14 protein-coding genes are annotated in these 15,157 nt (G+C 70.2%); 8 read left to right on the top strand and 6 right to left on the bottom strand.

Going from position 1 to position 15,157, the window contains the following annotated elements:
* The 6 genes from QHF85_RS20525 to rpsS form a co-directional block, all read left to right on the top strand.
* Nucleotides 1-632 (top strand): EF-Tu/IF-2/RF-3 family GTPase (locus tag QHF85_RS20525; RefSeq protein ID WP_281328936.1); only part of this gene is annotated, 632 nt, incomplete at its 5' end.
* 15 nt (nt 633-647) lie between these two features.
* Nucleotides 648-959, top strand: coding sequence for a 30S ribosomal protein S10 (gene rpsJ, locus QHF85_RS20520; RefSeq protein WP_012233476.1), 312 nt, complete (start codon nt 648-650; stop codon nt 957-959).
* 9 nt (nt 960-968) lie between these two features.
* Complete coding sequence (gene rplD / locus QHF85_RS20515) at nt 969-1,592, top strand: 50S ribosomal protein L4 (RefSeq protein ID WP_271917833.1); 624 nt, start codon at nt 969-971, stop codon at nt 1,590-1,592.
* Between the two features lie 11 nt (nt 1,593-1,603).
* On the top strand, nt 1,604-1,903 hold the full coding sequence (locus tag QHF85_RS20510) for a 50S ribosomal protein L23 (protein ID WP_281328935.1): 300 nt from the start codon (nt 1,604-1,606) through the stop codon (nt 1,901-1,903).
* Between the two features lie 3 nt (nt 1,904-1,906).
* On the top strand, nt 1,907-2,737 hold the full coding sequence (gene rplB, locus QHF85_RS20505; protein ID WP_281328934.1) for a 50S ribosomal protein L2: 831 nt from the start codon (nt 1,907-1,909) through the stop codon (nt 2,735-2,737).
* A 7-nt stretch (nt 2,738-2,744) separates the two neighbouring features.
* Nucleotides 2,745-3,044, top strand: a complete 300-nt coding sequence (gene rpsS / locus QHF85_RS20500; RefSeq protein ID WP_281328933.1) for a 30S ribosomal protein S19 — start codon at nt 2,745-2,747, stop codon at nt 3,042-3,044.
* A 578-nt stretch (nt 3,045-3,622) separates the two neighbouring features.
* On the opposite strand, the gene QHF85_RS20495 is transcribed toward rpsS, so the two are convergent.
* The 3 genes from QHF85_RS20495 to QHF85_RS20485 all read right to left on the bottom strand — a co-directional run bounded on the left by QHF85_RS20495 (nt 3,623) and on the right by QHF85_RS20485 (nt 9,040).
* Nucleotides 3,623-4,393: a hypothetical protein gene (locus QHF85_RS20495; RefSeq protein WP_281328932.1), complete on the bottom strand. Its 771-nt coding sequence runs from the start codon at nt 4,391-4,393 to the stop codon at nt 3,623-3,625.
* A gap of 85 nt (nt 4,394-4,478) precedes the next feature.
* Nucleotides 4,479-5,510 carry a tetratricopeptide repeat protein gene (locus QHF85_RS20490; protein ID WP_281328931.1) on the bottom strand — a complete coding sequence of 344 codons (1,032 nt, stop codon included), beginning with the start codon at nt 5,508-5,510 and terminating at the stop codon, nt 4,479-4,481.
* A 5-nt stretch (nt 5,511-5,515) separates the two neighbouring features.
* On the bottom strand, nt 5,516-9,040 hold the full coding sequence (locus tag QHF85_RS20485; protein ID WP_281328930.1) for a serine/threonine-protein kinase: 3,525 nt from the start codon (nt 9,038-9,040) through the stop codon (nt 5,516-5,518).
* A 220-nt stretch (nt 9,041-9,260) separates the two neighbouring features.
* Here QHF85_RS20485 and QHF85_RS20480 point away from each other — a divergent pair, with 220 nt between their 5' ends.
* Nucleotides 9,261-10,616: a YkgJ family cysteine cluster protein gene (locus QHF85_RS20480; protein ID WP_281328929.1), complete on the top strand. Its 1,356-nt coding sequence runs from the start codon at nt 9,261-9,263 to the stop codon at nt 10,614-10,616.
* 62 nt (nt 10,617-10,678) lie between these two features.
* Nucleotides 10,679-11,419, top strand: coding sequence for an iron-containing redox enzyme family protein (locus tag QHF85_RS20475; protein WP_281328928.1), 741 nt, complete (start codon nt 10,679-10,681; stop codon nt 11,417-11,419).
* 3 nt (nt 11,420-11,422) lie between these two features.
* Here the strand turns inward: QHF85_RS20475 and QHF85_RS20470 are convergent, their stop codons facing one another.
* From QHF85_RS20470 to QHF85_RS20460, 3 genes are all read right to left on the bottom strand, one after another.
* A complete protein-coding gene (locus tag QHF85_RS20470) occupies nt 11,423-12,580 on the bottom strand; it encodes a serine/threonine-protein kinase (protein ID WP_281328927.1) in 1,158 nt (385 codons plus the stop codon).
* Between the two features lie 72 nt (nt 12,581-12,652).
* Nucleotides 12,653-14,014: a GDSL-type esterase/lipase family protein gene (locus QHF85_RS20465; protein ID WP_281328926.1), complete on the bottom strand. Its 1,362-nt coding sequence runs from the start codon at nt 14,012-14,014 to the stop codon at nt 12,653-12,655.
* Nucleotides 13,983-15,116, bottom strand: coding sequence for an SDR family oxidoreductase (locus QHF85_RS20460; RefSeq protein ID WP_281328925.1), 1,134 nt, complete (start codon nt 15,114-15,116; stop codon nt 13,983-13,985). The genes QHF85_RS20465 and QHF85_RS20460 overlap by 32 nt, the downstream gene beginning before the upstream one ends.
* Nucleotides 15,117-15,157 lie beyond the last annotated feature (41 nt).

Genomic DNA, 15,157 nt, shown 5'->3' with positions numbered 1-15,157 from the left:
GGGAGGCGAAGATCGGCGAGCTCCTCGCGGCGCTCGACAGCTACATCCCGGAGCCGGAGCGCGCGATCGACAAGCCGTTCCTCATGGCGATCGAGGACGTGTTCTCGATCAAGGGCCGCGGCACGGTGGCCACGGGTCGTATCGAGCGCGGCGTGATCAAGGTCGGCGAAGAGGTCGAGATCATCGGCTTCAAGGACACGCGCAAGACCGTCGTCACGGGCGTCGAGATGTTCCGGAAGCTGCTCGATCAGGGCATCGCCGGTGACAACGTCGGCTGCCTTCTGCGTGGCGTCGAGAAGGACGACATCGAGCGTGGTCAGGTCCTGGCGAAGCCGGGCTCGATCACCCCGCACACGCACTTCCTCGGTGAGGTGTACGTGCTCAAGAAGGAAGAGGGCGGCCGTCACACGCCGTTCTTCACGAACTACCGCCCGCAGTTCTACATCCGGACGACGGACGTGACGGGCACCGTCAACCTCCCCGAGGGGGTCAAGATGGTGATGCCGGGCGACAACATCACGATGAACATCGAGCTCATCGCGCCGGTCGCGCTCGAGGAGCAGATGCGGTTCGCGATCCGTGAGGGCGGCAAGACCGTCGGCGCGGGCATCGTGACGAAGATCGTCAAGTAAGGAAGAAGCAGCGTCATGGCCGACACCACGAAGATCCGGATCCGCCTCAAGGCGTTCGATCACCAGCTTCTCGACAAGTCCACGAGCGACATCGTCGAGACCGCGAAGCGAACGGGCGCGCACGTCGCGGGCCCCATCCCCCTGCCGACGGAGATCCGTCGCTACACGGTCCTCCGCGGGCCGCACGTCGACAAGAAGTCGCGCGAGCAGTTCGAGATCCGCACGCACAAGCGGCTCCTCGACATCATCGAGCCGACGCAGCAGACCCTCGACGCCCTGATGAAGCTCGATCTTTCGGCCGGCGTCGACGTCGAGATCAAGAGCTAGGAGCGCGCCATGAAAGTCAACGTCTACAACCTCAAGCGGGAGCAGGTCGGCGAGATCGACCTTTCGGACGAGGTCTTCGGCGCCGAGGTCAAGGAGCAGCTCTTCTACGAGGTCGTCAAGGCCCAGCTCGCCTCGCGGCGCGCCGGCACGAAGGCCACGAAGGAGCGCAGCGCCGTCGCGGGCTCGACGAAGAAGCTCTACCGCCAGAAGGGCACCGGCCGCGCTCGTCAGGGCTCGATCCGCGCCCCGCACCACGCGGGCGGCGGCGCCGCACACGCGCTCGAGCCGCAGGACTGGTCCTACCGTCCGCCGCGCAAGGTGCGCATCGGCGCGCTGAAGAGCGCGCTCTCCCTGTACGCCAAGGAGGGTCGCCTCATCGTCCTCGACAGCCTCGAGCTGCCCGAGATCAAGACGAAGGCGATCGTCGACGCGCTCGGGGCCCTGCAGGCGGGCAAGAAGTCGCTCGTCGTCGACAGCGCCTCGAACGAGAAGCTGGTGAAGTCGATCCGTAACCTCGACGCGCACCAGTTCTTGCCGCCGGAGGGCGTCAATGTGTACGACCTCCTCCGCCACGACCACCTCGTCGTCTCGAAAGAGGCGGCCAAAGCGCTCGAAGCGCGCTGCCTTCGGTAGAGGAACACGCCATGCAGCCCGAGCACATCATTCGTCGGCCGATCATCCTCACCGAGAAGTCGAGCCGGCTCCGCGAGCAGAGCAACAAGGTCATCTTCGAAGTCCACCGCGACGCGAACAAGATCCAGATCAAGGACGCGATCCAGGCGCTCTTCAAGGTCGGCGTGGTCGAAGTGAACACGCTCGTCATGCGCGGCAAAGACAAGCGCATGGGGCGCGGCTACGCCAAGCTTCACAACTGGAAGAAGGCGATCGTCACCCTCAAGGCGGGCGACCAGATCCAGTTCTTCGACGAGGAGAAGTCGGAGTAAGCCATGGGTATCAAGAACTTCAAGCCGACCTCTCCGGCGCGGCGCTACTACTCGGTCAGTGATTTCAAGGAAATCACCAAGGTCGAGCCCGAGCGCTCCCTCATCGAGAAGCAGACCTCGACGGGCGGGCGCAACAACTACGGCCGCATCACCTCGCGGTTCCGCGGCGGTGGCCACAAGCAGCGCTACCGGATCATCGACTTCCGGCGCGACAAGATCGGTATCCCCGCGACCGTCGCCGCCATCGAGTACGATCCGAACCGTACCGCGCGCATCGCCCTGCTCCACTACGTCGACGGCGAGAAGCGCTACATCCTCGCCCCCGATGGCCTGGTCGTGGGCGCGAAGCTCGTCGCGAGCCGCAACGCCGACATCAAGCCCGGCAACAGCCTCACGCTGCGCCACATCCCGCCCGGCACCTCGATCCACAACATCGAGGTCAAGAAGGGCAAGGGCGGCCAGCTCGTGCGCTCCGCCGGCGTCGCCGCGCAGCTCATGGCCAAGGACGGCGACTACGCGCAGGTGCGCCTGCCGAGCGGCGAAATCCGCAAGGTGCACCTCGATTGCCGCGCCACCATCGGCCAGGTCTCGAACCCCGACCACGCGAACATCACGCTCGGCAAGGCCGGTCGTTCGCGATGGCTCGGCCGTCGTCCGCACAACCGCGGCGTCACCATGAACCCCGTCGATCACCCGATGGGCGGCGGCGAGGGCCGCTCCTCCGGCGGTCGTCACCCCTGCTCGCCGTGGGGGCAGCTCGCCAAGGGCCTGAAGACTCGGAACAACAAGCGGACCGACGGGATGATCATCCGCCGGCGCGGAACCAAGGGTTGATTGAGCCATGCCGCGTAGCATCAAGAAGGGCCCCTTCGTCGACGGCCACCTGATGGAGAAGATCCAGACGGCGCAGGCCACGGGCGGCCCCAAGAAGGTCATCAAGACCTGGTCCCGCAGGTCCACCATCGTCCCCGACGCCGTGGGCCTCACGTTCGCCGTGCACAACGGCCGCAAGTTCGTCCCCGTGTTCGTCACGGAGAACATGGTCGGCCACAAGCTCGGCGAGTTCGCCCCGACCCGCACCTTCCACGGCCACTCCGGCGACAAGAAGGCAAAGGTCGGTAAGGCCCCCGGCGCTCGCTGAGGGGTTTTTCCAAGGGAGCCCGCCTCCTCGCTTCGGCGAGGAGCGGGCTTTTTTGCTTTCGAAGGCGCCTCGCTGGGGCTTTGCCCCAGGCCCGACCAGGGGCTCTCCGCCCCTGGACCTGGACCAGCGCCCGCGCTGGACTGAGGGTCGATGAACTGCGCGATGCGCAGTTCATCGAACAGCCGGGTCAAGACCAACGACGACGCTGCCAACCAAGACGGCAAAGGTGCCCTGTAACAGCGCGGAGCCGACCTCCACGGTCTTGCCACCGGCCTGTGGGAAGAACTGCGCATCGCGCCGTTCTTCCCGCTGAGGTCCAGGGCTGGCGCTGCAAGGAGGGGGCGGACAGCTTAAAAACTTTCCCCGCATCGACTGCGCATCGCGCAGTTGTTCCCCCTGAGGTCCAGGGCTGGCGCTGCAAAGAGGGTGCGGACAGCTTAAAAACTCTCCCCGCATCGACTGCGCTTCGCGCAGTTGTTCCCCCAGAGGTCCAGGGCTGGCCCTGGTTCGGGTCGAGGGGCGAACAGCCCCCGCGGGGTCCGGGGCAGCGCCCCGGCGCTACGCTGTGAAACCCCGTCTCAGCGCGACTTGAGCGCGTCCAGCGTCTCCTTGAGCTTTGGGTCCTTGGACATCTTGCACGTCCGGCCCATCAGCATCACCCAGCCGAGCGCGCGCCCGTCGCCCTCGTCGCGCGCTCGGTCGAGCAGCGCCGCCTTGTCGGGGCAGCTCTTCGCGGCCCAGAGATCGAACGCGATCCGCGTGGCGGGCGTCGCGCGGCTCCGCACCGCATCCTGCTTCAGCAGCTCGATCGCGCGATCGGCCGCCTTCGAGCCGCCCTTGCTCGTGACGAGCGCGTAGAGCACGTCGGGCCCGCGTGTGCCCATCTTCGAACCGAAGATCTCGAAGAGCTTGTCGGCCTCGGGGCCGCCCAGGTAGGCCGCCTTCGACGCGAGCTCGAGCAGGTCCGAGCGCACGTCTGCGTCCTCGGGGGAGCGCGGATCTGCGGCCACGAGCGACTCGAGCGTTGCCGTCGCGTCCTTCACCTTGCCCGCGCGCACCTCCTTCGACAGCCGCGCGCGCAGCTCGCGCGAGTTGCCTGCTGGTGCTTGCGCTCGCGGCTCGTCCTCGTCGTCGTCCGAAGGCGCGGAGGCCGTTGCGCCTGACTCCGCTGAGGCCTTCGTGTCTTGGCGCGCCTCGTCGAGGTCCGGGAAGGGCGACGTGCGGATCGCGATGGCCAGCACGATCACGGCGACGATGCTGGCGGCGCCCGCGATCCCGAGCACGACGGGGCGGGGCAGGGGCGCGGCGGGATCCGGGGCGCGACCGGGCGGCGAACCGACGATGGTCATGACGTGGGGATGAGGATAGCGGAGCTTGGGCACGCGCGGTGCGTGGTTGAATGGAGGGCCCGCGCCGGGCGTGCCCTCCTCTGGCTCAGAACGTCCCGCGGACGCCGAGGTGGGCGGGGCCGACGACGAGCTCGGTGTGAGCGGCTTCGGGCTTCTTGTCCTTCTTCAGGCTGAGCACGAAGAGCGTCGCGCCTGCGGCCACGCCGACGGCGCCCACGATGAGGCCCACGTTGGCGACCGTCTGCTGCATCTTACCCTTGTCGACGTCGCCTTGCCGGTCTGCGGGGCACGGGCCGCCGCAGGCCGCCTTGAGGTCGTCGTACGTCCCGTTCGACATCGAGCCGAAGACCGCGAACGTCACGAAGCCTGCGACGCCGAGGCCGCCGGCTGCGAACGCGCCGATCCGCATGCCCGACATGCCTTTGCTGCCGGTCTCGGTGCCGCCGCTGCCGTCGCCGCTGCCGTCGCCGCCGCTGCCGTCGCCGCTACCGCCGCCGGTGCTCCCGCTCGTGAAGCCGATCGACACGGTCTTCGACTCGCCGGCGGTCGCGGTGATCGATTGCGACGCGGCCGGCTTCGCGCCGGATTCGAGACGGACGTCTACGCTGCCGGGCATCGCGGGGAAGGGTTTGCCCCAGCGATCCTGGGGCACCTCGACGCCGCCGATGGTCAGATGCGCGCCGCTCTCGGGCGTCGTCACGTCCACGCTCACGAGCACGATCTTCGGGTTGAGCTCGTCGCGCTCGACCCTCGCGGTTTCGCCTGTCTGCGCGTACTTCTCGCCGGCGGTCTGGGCCTCGGCCGTGACCTTTTCGAACTCGAGGTAGGCGTCGACGAGCTTGCCCATCTCTCGCAGACAGCGTGCCACGTAGAGGTGCGAGTTCGGGCTCTGCACCTTCGCGTACGAGGCGCGGAAGTCCGCGAGGGCCTCGGCGTACTTGCCGGATTTGAAGAAGGTCGAGGCGCTCTCGAACTTCTTCTTTGCTTCGGCGACGTCCGCTGCGGAGGGCGTTGCCGCTGCGGCCGGGGCTTGCGCGTGGGCGACGCTCGGCCCGAGGACCGAGAGCGCGGGGAGGGCAACGAAGAGAGCTGCGATCGCGGTAGTTCTGGTTCGCACGGCGCTCAGATTCCGGTGGGATCGAACTTGGTTGTTTTCTTGGTGGTCTTGTTCGTCTTGCTCGTCCCCGTGGACGGCGGACGAACGGTCTTCGTCGTGTTGACGGCGGGCGCCTTCCACGTGGTCGGCGCCTTGTTTCCGCCGGCGGCTGCTTGCGTCGCCTCGGGCGCGGGCTCGGTGGGCTCCTCGGGCTTCGGCGCGTCGGCTTTCGGCTCCTCGGGCTTCGGCGGCTCGGGCGTCGTCGTGGGCGGCGGCTCGGGCTGCTTCGCTTCCGTCGGCTGCGGAGGCGGCGTTGCTTGCGTCGTGGGCGCTTGCTCCGTCGTCGTCGGCGTCGGCTTTTCGGAAGGTTTGTCGCCGCCCGAGAGCACCACGACCGCGCCGATTGCGATGGCCGCGATCGCGCCGACGCCCATGATGAGCCGCTTCTTCTTCTGCGACGCTTGTGCGGCGAGCAGCGGATCGTCGTCGTCTTGCGTGGCCGGCAGCGCGGTCGTCGTGGTCGGGACCGGCGAGCTCGGCAGCGTCTCGAGCCGCGGCACGGGCGGCGCGGCCGGTACGTCGAGGCCGGTCGCGACGGCGTCGGCGATCACCGGGACGTCTGCGGCCTCGCTGCTGGCCTTCGCTGCGGCTTCCGGTTTCGAGTCGACCTTCGGCTCGTTGTGCATCGGCGGCGGGATGCTCACGCGCTCCGCGGCGATGTTCGCGTCGGCTGCGGCGATCGCGGCGCGCAGCTCTGCGGCGCGCTTCGCGTTTGCCTCGCCGATCACCTTGCGCACGAAGTCGGCGACGTCCTCGTCCGTGATCGGCGCGCCGACCTGCGAGGCGACCTGATCGAGCGCGCGCTGCATCTCCCCGGCCGTCGAGTAGCGCTTCGTCCGGTCCTTCTCGAGCGCCTTCAGGATCACCTTCTCGAAGTCCGCGTGGACGCTCGGGACGAGCTCGCGCGGCGGGATCGGATCCTTCAGCGCGATGTTCTCGACGGTCTTGAACTCCGTCTCTCCGCGGAATGGGTGCAGGCCGGTGACCATCACGTAGAGCAACACGCCGAGCGAGAAGAGATCGCTGCGACGATCGAGCGGCAGGCCGCCGAGCTGCTCGGGCGATAGATACGGCGTCTTGCCTTTGACGAGGCCCTCGGTGCGCGTGACGTAGAGGCGCCCGCGCGACTTCGCCACGCCGAAGTCGGCGATCTTCGCGAAGCCCGACGTCGAGATCAGGATGTTGCCCGGCGAGATGTCGCGGTGGACGAGATCGACCAGCGCGCCGTTGTCGTCGCGCAGCTCGTGGGCGGCGTGCAGGCCCGCGCAGATCTGCGACGCGAGGCGCAGGATGATGTTCTGCGGGATCCCGCCGAGGGGCTTCGCCGCCTTCTGCACCGTGCTGAGCGTGTCGCCCTCGACCCACTCCATCACGATGTAGAGGATGTCGTCCTGCTCCCCGAGGTCGAAGATCTCGACCACGTTCGGGTGCCGGATCCGCGCCGCGACGCGCGCCTCGTCGAGGAACATCGTCTCGAAATCCGGATCGTCGGAGACGTCCGGCAGCATCGTCTTGATCGCGACGGTCTTCTGGAAGCCGCGCGAGCCTTGCAGACGCGCGGCCCAGACGGACGCCATGCCGCCCTGCGCGACGCGCAGCAGGATCTCGTAGCGCCCGAGCGTGCTGCCGGGCTTCAGCCGATCGAGCGCGGTCGCCTTCGTGCGCGAGACGGGCGCCTCGGAGCCGTCGCTCTCGGCTGGCGAAGGCCCGGTCGTCGGCGTCTTCGTGACGACCGTCGGCATCTCGGACTTCGTCGCCACGACGTGCTCGGGTTTGTCCTCGGCCTTGGGCTCCTCGGCCTTGGGCTCCTCGGGCTTCTTCGCCTCGGCCTTGGGCTCCTCGGGCTTCTTTTCGTCCTTCGCCGCGACCTTCGGCGCTTCGACCTTCGGCGCTTCGATCTTCGGCGCTTCGATCTTCGGCGCTTCGACCTTGAAGGCGTCGGCGTCGTCGTCGATCTCGATGTCCTCGCCGGGCAGCGACTCCGCGACGGGACGGACCGGCGGCGGCGGCTTCGGCACATCGGGCTTCGCGCCGACCACGGGCGGGGCCGGGGGCTTCGGGATGCCGGGTTTCGGCGGAGGCGGCGCGGCCTTCGGCGGCGGCGGCACCACCGGCTTCTTCGCCTCGGCGGCCGGCGCGACCTCGGGTTTGTCCGCGGCCTTCGCCTCCGCGGGCTCCTTCGCCTCTGCGGCCGGCTCGGCCTTCGCGGCGGGCTTCGGCACGGCGGAGGCTGCGGGCTTCGGGGGCTCGACGCCGCCCACGAGCGTCCGCTGACGAACCATCGGCTTCGGCGCACCGAGCTTCGGCACGCTCGGGCCCGCGGCCTTGTCGTCTGCGGCGTCCTTTTTCTCGGCGGCGGGCGTGGGCGCGGGGGCCGTCACGGCGGGGGCCGCCACGGCGGGCGCCTTCACGCCGAGCGGCGCCTTGCCGTTCGTCGCGGGCGCAGCGACGCCGGAGACCGTGGCCTGCGGCGGACGCGCCGCTGCGGCGGGAGCAGGCTTCGCCGCGGCGGGAGCAGCGGGCGCGGCCGGCGACACGGCGGGCGCGGCCGGCGCCTTCGAGGCGAGCTTCTCCACGAACGCGCTCACCTCCTCGGGCTTGGCGATCTTGTCCGCGGGGACGCTGCGGAGCGCCTGGAGCAGGCCGTCGAGGGATCCCGGGCGCTTCGCGGGATCGCGCTCGAGCGCCTTCGGCAGCGCCTCCTCGAGCTCGGACGGCATGCCGTCGATCGTCACGGACGACAGCTCCGCGATCGGCCCCGAGAGGACCTTCTGCACGACGGCTGCTTCCATCTTCGAGGCGAAGAGCCGCTGCTTCGAGAGGAGCTCCCACAGGATCACGCCTGCGGCGAACACGTCGCCCTTCGGATCGATCGTGCCCGTCGGCGCGCCGGGCGTCGCGGCGCTCATGGCCTTCACGCGCTCGGGCGGCGCGTAGGCGAGCCGATCTTGCTTCATGATCCCGTGCGGGCCGAGCTTCGCGAGGGCGCGCGCCCAGCCGAATCCGCCGACGCGTGTCACGCCATCCTTGCCCACGAGCACGTGGAACGGGCTCAGCTCTCCGTGTGCGCTAGGCTCGCTCTGCGCGTGCGCTGCCGCGAGACCTTCGAGCATTTCGAGGCCGATGCGCAGCGCGATCGGGAGCGGGATACCAGCCGTCTTCGCGTTCGTGACCAGGGCGGAGAGCGTCTCGCCTTCGAAGTGCTCCGAGACGACGAAGATCTCGCCGTCCCCGACACCCGTCTCCACCATCGGCACCACGTTCGCGTGCGTGAGGAGCTTGCCGTTCTTCGCGTCGCGCAGAAACGCCTCGGCGACCTCCGGCTTTTTCGTCACGTGCTTGTGAAGGCGGAGCACGACGTAGCTCTTCGTGCTTCCTTCGGTTTGGGCGAGCCAGGTGGACGCCACGCCACTGCCGGACATCTCCCGCGTCAACTCGTATTTCCCGAGCTTCGAAGCCGATCCAGTGGCAGTCTGAGTATCGAGCGCCATTGCCGTCGCATGCTATCAGGTTCGTAGAAGCCGGATCCAGCAAGCTTTTCAGGTTGCGCGGCCGACGCACCTCGCGAGGACTCTCGCAGCGAAGATCGAGGTGCGCTGTATCGAGTAGCGAGGCACACGTTCAGCACTGGGCTCGCAAGTGACCATGTCGCCAGCGCTGTTTCCCTCGCGACCGCGCCTCTCCGATCACGCCGTCGTCAGGCGCCATCGCGTGGGTGAAGAAGACTTCTGGGTGCTGCACGATCAGCGCTCGGGCCTCGCGTATCGCCTCGGCGCGCGCGAGTGGGGTTTGCTCGCGCAGGCCGACGGATCACGTGATCTCGAAGGCATCGTGGCCGCGGCTTGGCGCGTGGGCGCGTTCGCGAAGATCGAGACGCTGCGCGCGTTCCTCGGCGCTCTCCACGAGGCCGGCCTGCTCGCCGAAGGTGTCGCGCCGCTGCCCGAGCCGAAGGCCCGCGGCGCTTCTCGACCGCTCGATCCGCTGCCCGGCTTCTCGCTCGCCTGCGACGGCCGCGGGAGCTGTTGCCGTCTCTATGCCTCCGTGATCTTTCGGCCCGTCGAGGAGGCCTATGCCCGTGCGCTCCTGCCGCGCGTGCTCGACGCCGGGGATCACCCCGAACGCGCGTTCACGCCCCTGCACGGATCTTCCGTCTGCGGAGCGACCTCCGTGCCGGTCGTCGACGGCCGCTGTGCGTACCTCGACGACGTCGGCCTCTGCCGCCTGCATGCGGCGCAGGGCGCGCATGTAAAACCGCTCGGGTGCCAGACGTTCCCGGCTCTCTTCGTCGACGATGGGGAGGCCGTGCGCGTCGCGCCCGCCGTCGAGTGCGCATGCGTGCTCGCGAGCGCGCTCGATCCACGACCGAACGGAGCGTCGCTCGTCCCCGACGGCGCGCAAAGCTCTGCGGATCTCGACGAGGGCATCCTGATCGTCGAGCTCCCGGCGTCGCTGCTCCTCGCGCCCGGCAAGCAAGGGACCCGCGCCGATCTCGTCCGCTTCATGCGCGCCGTCGTCGAAGCCCCTCCGCCGATGGACGCCGCGTGCGCGCTCGCGGCCCTCGCGATCTCCGTCGAGACCTCGGGCCTCGATCCCGCCGCCGCGACGCGCGCCCTCGCCGAGCCCGCGCCCCTCGATGTCGCGCGCTTCCGCCCCTTCTTCGCTGCGCTCGCGCATCGCGCATCCCGCCGCGCCCGCATCGACGCGACCTTCCGCGCCGAGCGTGATCTCGCGCGTCGCGCTGTCTGCTGGATCGAAGCCACGTCCCGCGCGCTCGCCGACGATCCCACCCTCGACGCGCCTGCTCCGTCCACGCGCGCTCGCGCCGAGGCCTTTTACCTTCGCGCCGGCGCGCACGCCTACCAGCTCGTCTCCAGCGACCTTCCCCTCGCGCACGCGCTCCGCGATCGCGCTGCGCGCCTGCTCGTCGCGCGCGCCTTGCCGCTCGTGATCACGCCTGACGAAACGCGCGACGAGCCTGCGCTCGCGCATCCGCTCGCCCTCGTCGAAGCGACGCTCCGGGGCCATGGCCTCGACGCGTACGCCCACGACGTGCCGGGCGCTTCGTAGCGCATCGATCGCCGTGCACGCGAACGCTTCGACGTCATAACGATTCGAGGAGGATCGAGCCCATGACGATCGCGAGGGGGGACCGCGGGGTGCTCGTCGAGCGCCTGCTTTCCATCATGGATCAGAAGAACCACTGGGCCTGGCCGAAGCTCACGAAGCCGGGCCTCTCGCGCGCCGCGCTCGCCGCGCACTTCCGCCACGAATACCGGACCTACGTGCGCGACTTCCCGGTGCTGCTCGCGCGTATCCTCGGCCAGGGCCCGCCCGACGACGTGCGCGTCGCGCTCGCCGAGAACCTCTACGAAGAGCAGACCGGAAAGCTGAGCCTCGGCGACCCGCACCCGGCCATGTTCCTGGAGATGATCGACGGCCTCGGGATCGATCGCGTTTCGATCGAAGACCCCGCGATCCCCCTCGAACCCGAGGCCCTCACCTACCGCGCGATGCTCGACCGCGTCAGCGCGAGCCCGCCCTGGCAGATCGGCGCCGCGGTCCTCACCATCTTCGTCGAGGGCAGCGTGAACGAGCGCGCCGAGCTCGAAGGCACGCGCAAGCTCCTGCCAATCGACGAGGCCATCCGCACGCACCCCATGGTCCTCCACTACGGCTGTCCCCCCGAGCGCATGCGCCTTGCGCGCGCCCACCGCGCCGTCGAGGGAGGCCATCGTCGCGACGCGTGGAACATGCTCCTCGCGCACGTCCCGCCGCAGAGCGATCTCGCCGCGTCGATCGTCGACGCGATGTCCGAAGCCCTCACGCTCTGGCGATCGTATCGCTCGGCCGTGGCGCGGCACCTCGTCTGATCGTCAGCGCGGTTTCTGGGGGCTCGCCTCGTGCCGCGCGGCCTCACGCGCGCGACTCGCGGCCGCCTTCACCGCATCCCCGACGCTTGCTTGCAGCGAGAGCTCCGCCGCCTGCCGCGCCGCTCCCAGCGGCGGGAGATGCGCCACGACGAACAGCACGAGCGTCGCCGCGATCGTGATCGCGGCCGTGCGCTCCTGGCCTCCGCGCGCGGGCGGCCGCACCGACGAGCCTCGCGTCCGCGTGAACCCCGTCGCGGACGGGTGCGCTCCCATGAAATCGGCGAGCGCCTCCTCCAGCGCGAGCCTGAGCGATCGCGCGTCCGGATGCCGCCGCCGCCGATCCTTCTCCAGGCACTTCGCCACGATCCGCCGCGCGCCCTCTGGCACCCAGCCAGGCAGCGGACCCGGCTCTTCCGTGAGCACGGCGTCGATCACCACGTCCACGTCCGTCCCGTCGAAGGCCGCCCGCCCCGCGAGCGCCTCGTACAGGACCGCCCCGAGCGCCCAGAGATCCGCGCGCTCGTCCACGTCCTCCTCGTCGCTCGCTTGCTCCGGGCTCATGTACTGCGGGGTCCCGAGGCCCGGCGGCGTCCCCCCGTGCGCTGGCTCGTTCGCCTCGCTCGGCCGGAGGGGCGCCGGGACGAACGTGTTCGGCAGGGCGCGCGCGCCCATCGCCCGCGAGCTGCACCCGAAGTCGAGCAGCTTCGGCACGCGGCCTTCGCCCCGCACGTCCGCGAGGAAGATGTTCTCCGGCTTCACGTCCCGATGCACGATCCCGTGCGCGTGGATCGCCTCGAGCCCGCGACAAACCTCGATCGCGATCGACAGGGCCTCCGCCACGGGCAGCGGCTCGCGCGGGCGGAGCCTCTCGGCGAGCGTCTCGCCGCGGAGCAGCTCCATCACCAGGAAGCGTCGTCGGGGCGCGGCCTCGCCGGCGTCGAGCACACCCACGACGTTCGGATGGGAGACCTGCGCGGCGATGTGCGCCTCGCGCACGAAGCAGGGAGCGCTGGTGCCGTCGCTCTCGGGGGGTGAGAGCTTGATCGCCACGTCACGCCCGATCCGTTCGTCGCGGGCCCACCACACGGTCCCCATCCCGCCAGCGCCGATCGCCCGGATCAGCCGGTACCGATCCCCCAACAGCTCGCCCGCTCGGGCCATGCTCCCCCTCCGAAGGGGGCCGGTGTTTGCACGAAACGCGCCTCCCCGTTTTCCCGGGGACGAGCGCGCATGTCACGGGGGCAAACCGCGGAGGACGTGCGACGCGAGCGCCTCGCCGAGCTCCCGGTAGCCCCGCTGCGTCAGGTGCACGCCGTCGTTCGCCGCGCGCGCCGGCGACTCCGAGGCCCACGCCTTGATCGAGCCCTCGCCGCCCATGACGGCGTACGTGTCCCAGAAGCTGCACCCGGCCTGCCGCGCGCCGTCGCGGATCGCGTCGCGAACGAGCGGCGTCCGTACGCGGGCGTCCGCGCGATCCGTCGGCGCGAGCGCGAGGCAGTCCGTGTCGGGCGCGAAGCGGCGGATGCGCTCCACGAGCCGCACGAGCTTCTGCGTGTATTTCGCCGGATCCACGGCGACGTCGCCCGCCTCGTTCGTCCCGTACTCCAGCACCACGAGCGAGGGCTTGCGCCGGGCGAGCTCGGCCCCGAAGCTCGCTTCATCCCAGGCGAGCGGCGTCCCGAAGCGCGCTCCGTTGATCCCCAGCGTATCGAGCACCACGCCCGCCCGCTCGGCCGGATCCGTCTCGATCACCACCCCGCATAGCTCGGGATTGCCACGCGTGGGCGTCACGTGCAGCGTCTCGCGCCCTTCGCTCACGAGCGTCAAATGCCTGAGCGCGCCCGGCGGCTCGGTCGCGGTCGCGCGGATCTTCTGCTTCGGCCCTGTTCCGAGCGAGACCTCGAGCTCGTCGTCGGGCGAGCGCAGCCGGTAGCACACGTCCCACGACAGCCGGCTGTGGAGCCCTTCGTCCGTCACGTTCACGCGCGCCTTGCCGCTGCCGGCCGGGCCCGTCGTCACGAGGCCGCCGAGCCCGAACACGCCGTCGCCCGTTCGTGACGACGTCGCCGGCGCCTTCGGCCGGATCGACCACTTCTCGTCGGTCGAGAGCCGCACGCCGTCGTGCCTGTATTGCTTCCAGCCGACGTGCACGAACCCCGGCCCGGCCTTGCCGAACCGCTTCTGGAGCACGTCGCGCATCGCCCCGGTCCAGAAGTCCGCCTGCCCGTGCGAATCGCCGAGCCAGAGGATCCGCACGTGCGCCTTGCGACCGCCCCGCGCGAGCTCCTGCAGCGCCACCTGGAACCGCGACAGCTCGGGCTCACCCGCGGGGAGCGCGGCAGCCGGGGCCGCGGACGCGTCCGCTTCCACGATCGTCGTCTCGACCGGCGCGGCTGCGCTCGCCGAGACGGCAGGCGCGGGCGCGTAGGCCGACGCAGACGCAGACGCAGACGCAGACGCGACGGGACGCGACGACGGGACCGGCCCTGCGTCCGCCGGCAGCCGATGTTCCCCGCCGCAGCCTGCGACGGCGAGCGTGATCAGGGCGCCCGCCCAGAGACCCTCACGAGAACGGATCGTACACCTCCGCTTCACCCCCCGGAGACGACGACGGCGGCCGCGGCGCTCGTCGCGCGCTCACGTGCTCCGCTACCTCGCGCACGAGCTCCTCGGCGTAGGCCTCGAACGGCGCGCACGTGATCCCCGGCCCTGCGAGCGCGCTCGTCGCGCCGCGCGCGTCGTACCGCACGTTTCGCGCAAACTGCTCCAGGAACGCCTTGGGGCTGCGCACGAAGCGCTCGATCCCCGGCGTCCGCACGAGCATCGCCGCCGCGCTCGCCGGCACCTGCCGCAGCGTGCTCCCGCGCGCGGCGCGCCCGAGCACTTCGAAGAAACGCCGCACCGAGATCGGATGCGGATCCACGAGGTGGAACGTCTTGCCGCGCGCGGCCGGAATCCGCCCGAGCGCGCACGACGCGCGGGCCACGTACTCCATCGGCACCACGTGCACCGGCGCGTCGCCTCGATGCGGCAGCGGCAGCGGGATCTCCGCCGGCGTCGTCAACCAGAGCAGCGCCGCGAGGTGCAGCGCGTCGAGCCGATCCCCGGGCGCCGACGCCCCGACCACCGCCCCGGGCCGCACGATCACGATCGGCACGCCCTTGCTCGCGCGCCGGCAGAGCGCCTCGGCCCGCATCCGCGCCCGCGCGGCCTCGTCGTGGAACTGCTGCCCGGCTTCCAGATCGTCCTCGTACACCACGCCCGTCCGGTCCCCGGACACGGCCGCTGTCGAGTGCACGACCAGGCATTCGAGCGCGCTCGACGCCCGCGCGAGCTCCAGGATCTCCGCCGTCGTCGCCACGTTCGCGCGAGCGGCCGTGGCCTCGTCCATCCCGACCCACGCAGCGTGCGCCGCGTGATGGATCCGATCGAGCTCCGACGCGAGCTGCCTGTACTCCGCGCCCGAGAGCCCGAGATCCATCGCCGCCGGATCTCCTTCGAGCACGCTCGTTCGCGCCGCCGCCTGCTCCCCGAGCGCGACGAGCGCCCGATCGGCCTCGGCCTTCTCCTCGGCCCGCACGAGCGCGTACACGAACGCGCGTGGGTTCGTGGAGAGCACGTGCTCGGTGATCCGCTGCGCGTAGAGCGAAGGGAACCCGTTGATCAGCACGACCTCGTCGTGACCGGGGCGGGGCACGCGCCGAGCTTACCGCATGCGAACCTCGTCGACCGGGGTGA

The sequence above is a fragment of the Polyangium sp. 6x1 genome (assembly GCF_029946515.1).
Taxonomy (GTDB): Bacteria; Myxococcota_A; Polyangia; order Polyangiales; family Polyangiaceae; genus Polyangium.
Note: the sequence above shows the minus strand (reverse complement) of the source record. Positions and strands in the feature narration are given on the sequence as shown.

Excerpts from the sequence above, each read along its gene's own strand:
- rplB (WP_281328934.1), top strand. The coding sequence starts at position 1,907 with ATGGGTATCAAGAACTTCAAGCCGACCTCTCCGGCGCGGCGCTACTAC.
- QHF85_RS20510 (WP_281328935.1), top strand. The coding sequence starts at position 1,604 with ATGCAGCCCGAGCACATCATTCGTCGGCCGATCATCCTCACCGAGAAG.
- rpsJ (WP_012233476.1), top strand. The coding sequence starts at position 648 with ATGGCCGACACCACGAAGATCCGGATCCGCCTCAAGGCGTTCGATCAC.
- QHF85_RS20495 (WP_281328932.1), bottom strand. The coding sequence starts at position 4,393 with ATGACCATCGTCGGTTCGCCGCCCGGTCGCGCCCCGGATCCCGCCGCG.
- QHF85_RS20475 (WP_281328928.1), top strand. The coding sequence starts at position 10,679 with ATGACGATCGCGAGGGGGGACCGCGGGGTGCTCGTCGAGCGCCTGCTT.
- QHF85_RS20485 (WP_281328930.1), bottom strand. The coding sequence starts at position 9,040 with ATGGCGCTCGATACTCAGACTGCCACTGGATCGGCTTCGAAGCTCGGG.
- rpsS (WP_281328933.1), top strand. The coding sequence starts at position 2,745 with ATGCCGCGTAGCATCAAGAAGGGCCCCTTCGTCGACGGCCACCTGATG.
- QHF85_RS20470 (WP_281328927.1), bottom strand. The coding sequence starts at position 12,580 with ATGGCCCGAGCGGGCGAGCTGTTGGGGGATCGGTACCGGCTGATCCGG.
- rplD (WP_271917833.1), top strand. The coding sequence starts at position 969 with ATGAAAGTCAACGTCTACAACCTCAAGCGGGAGCAGGTCGGCGAGATC.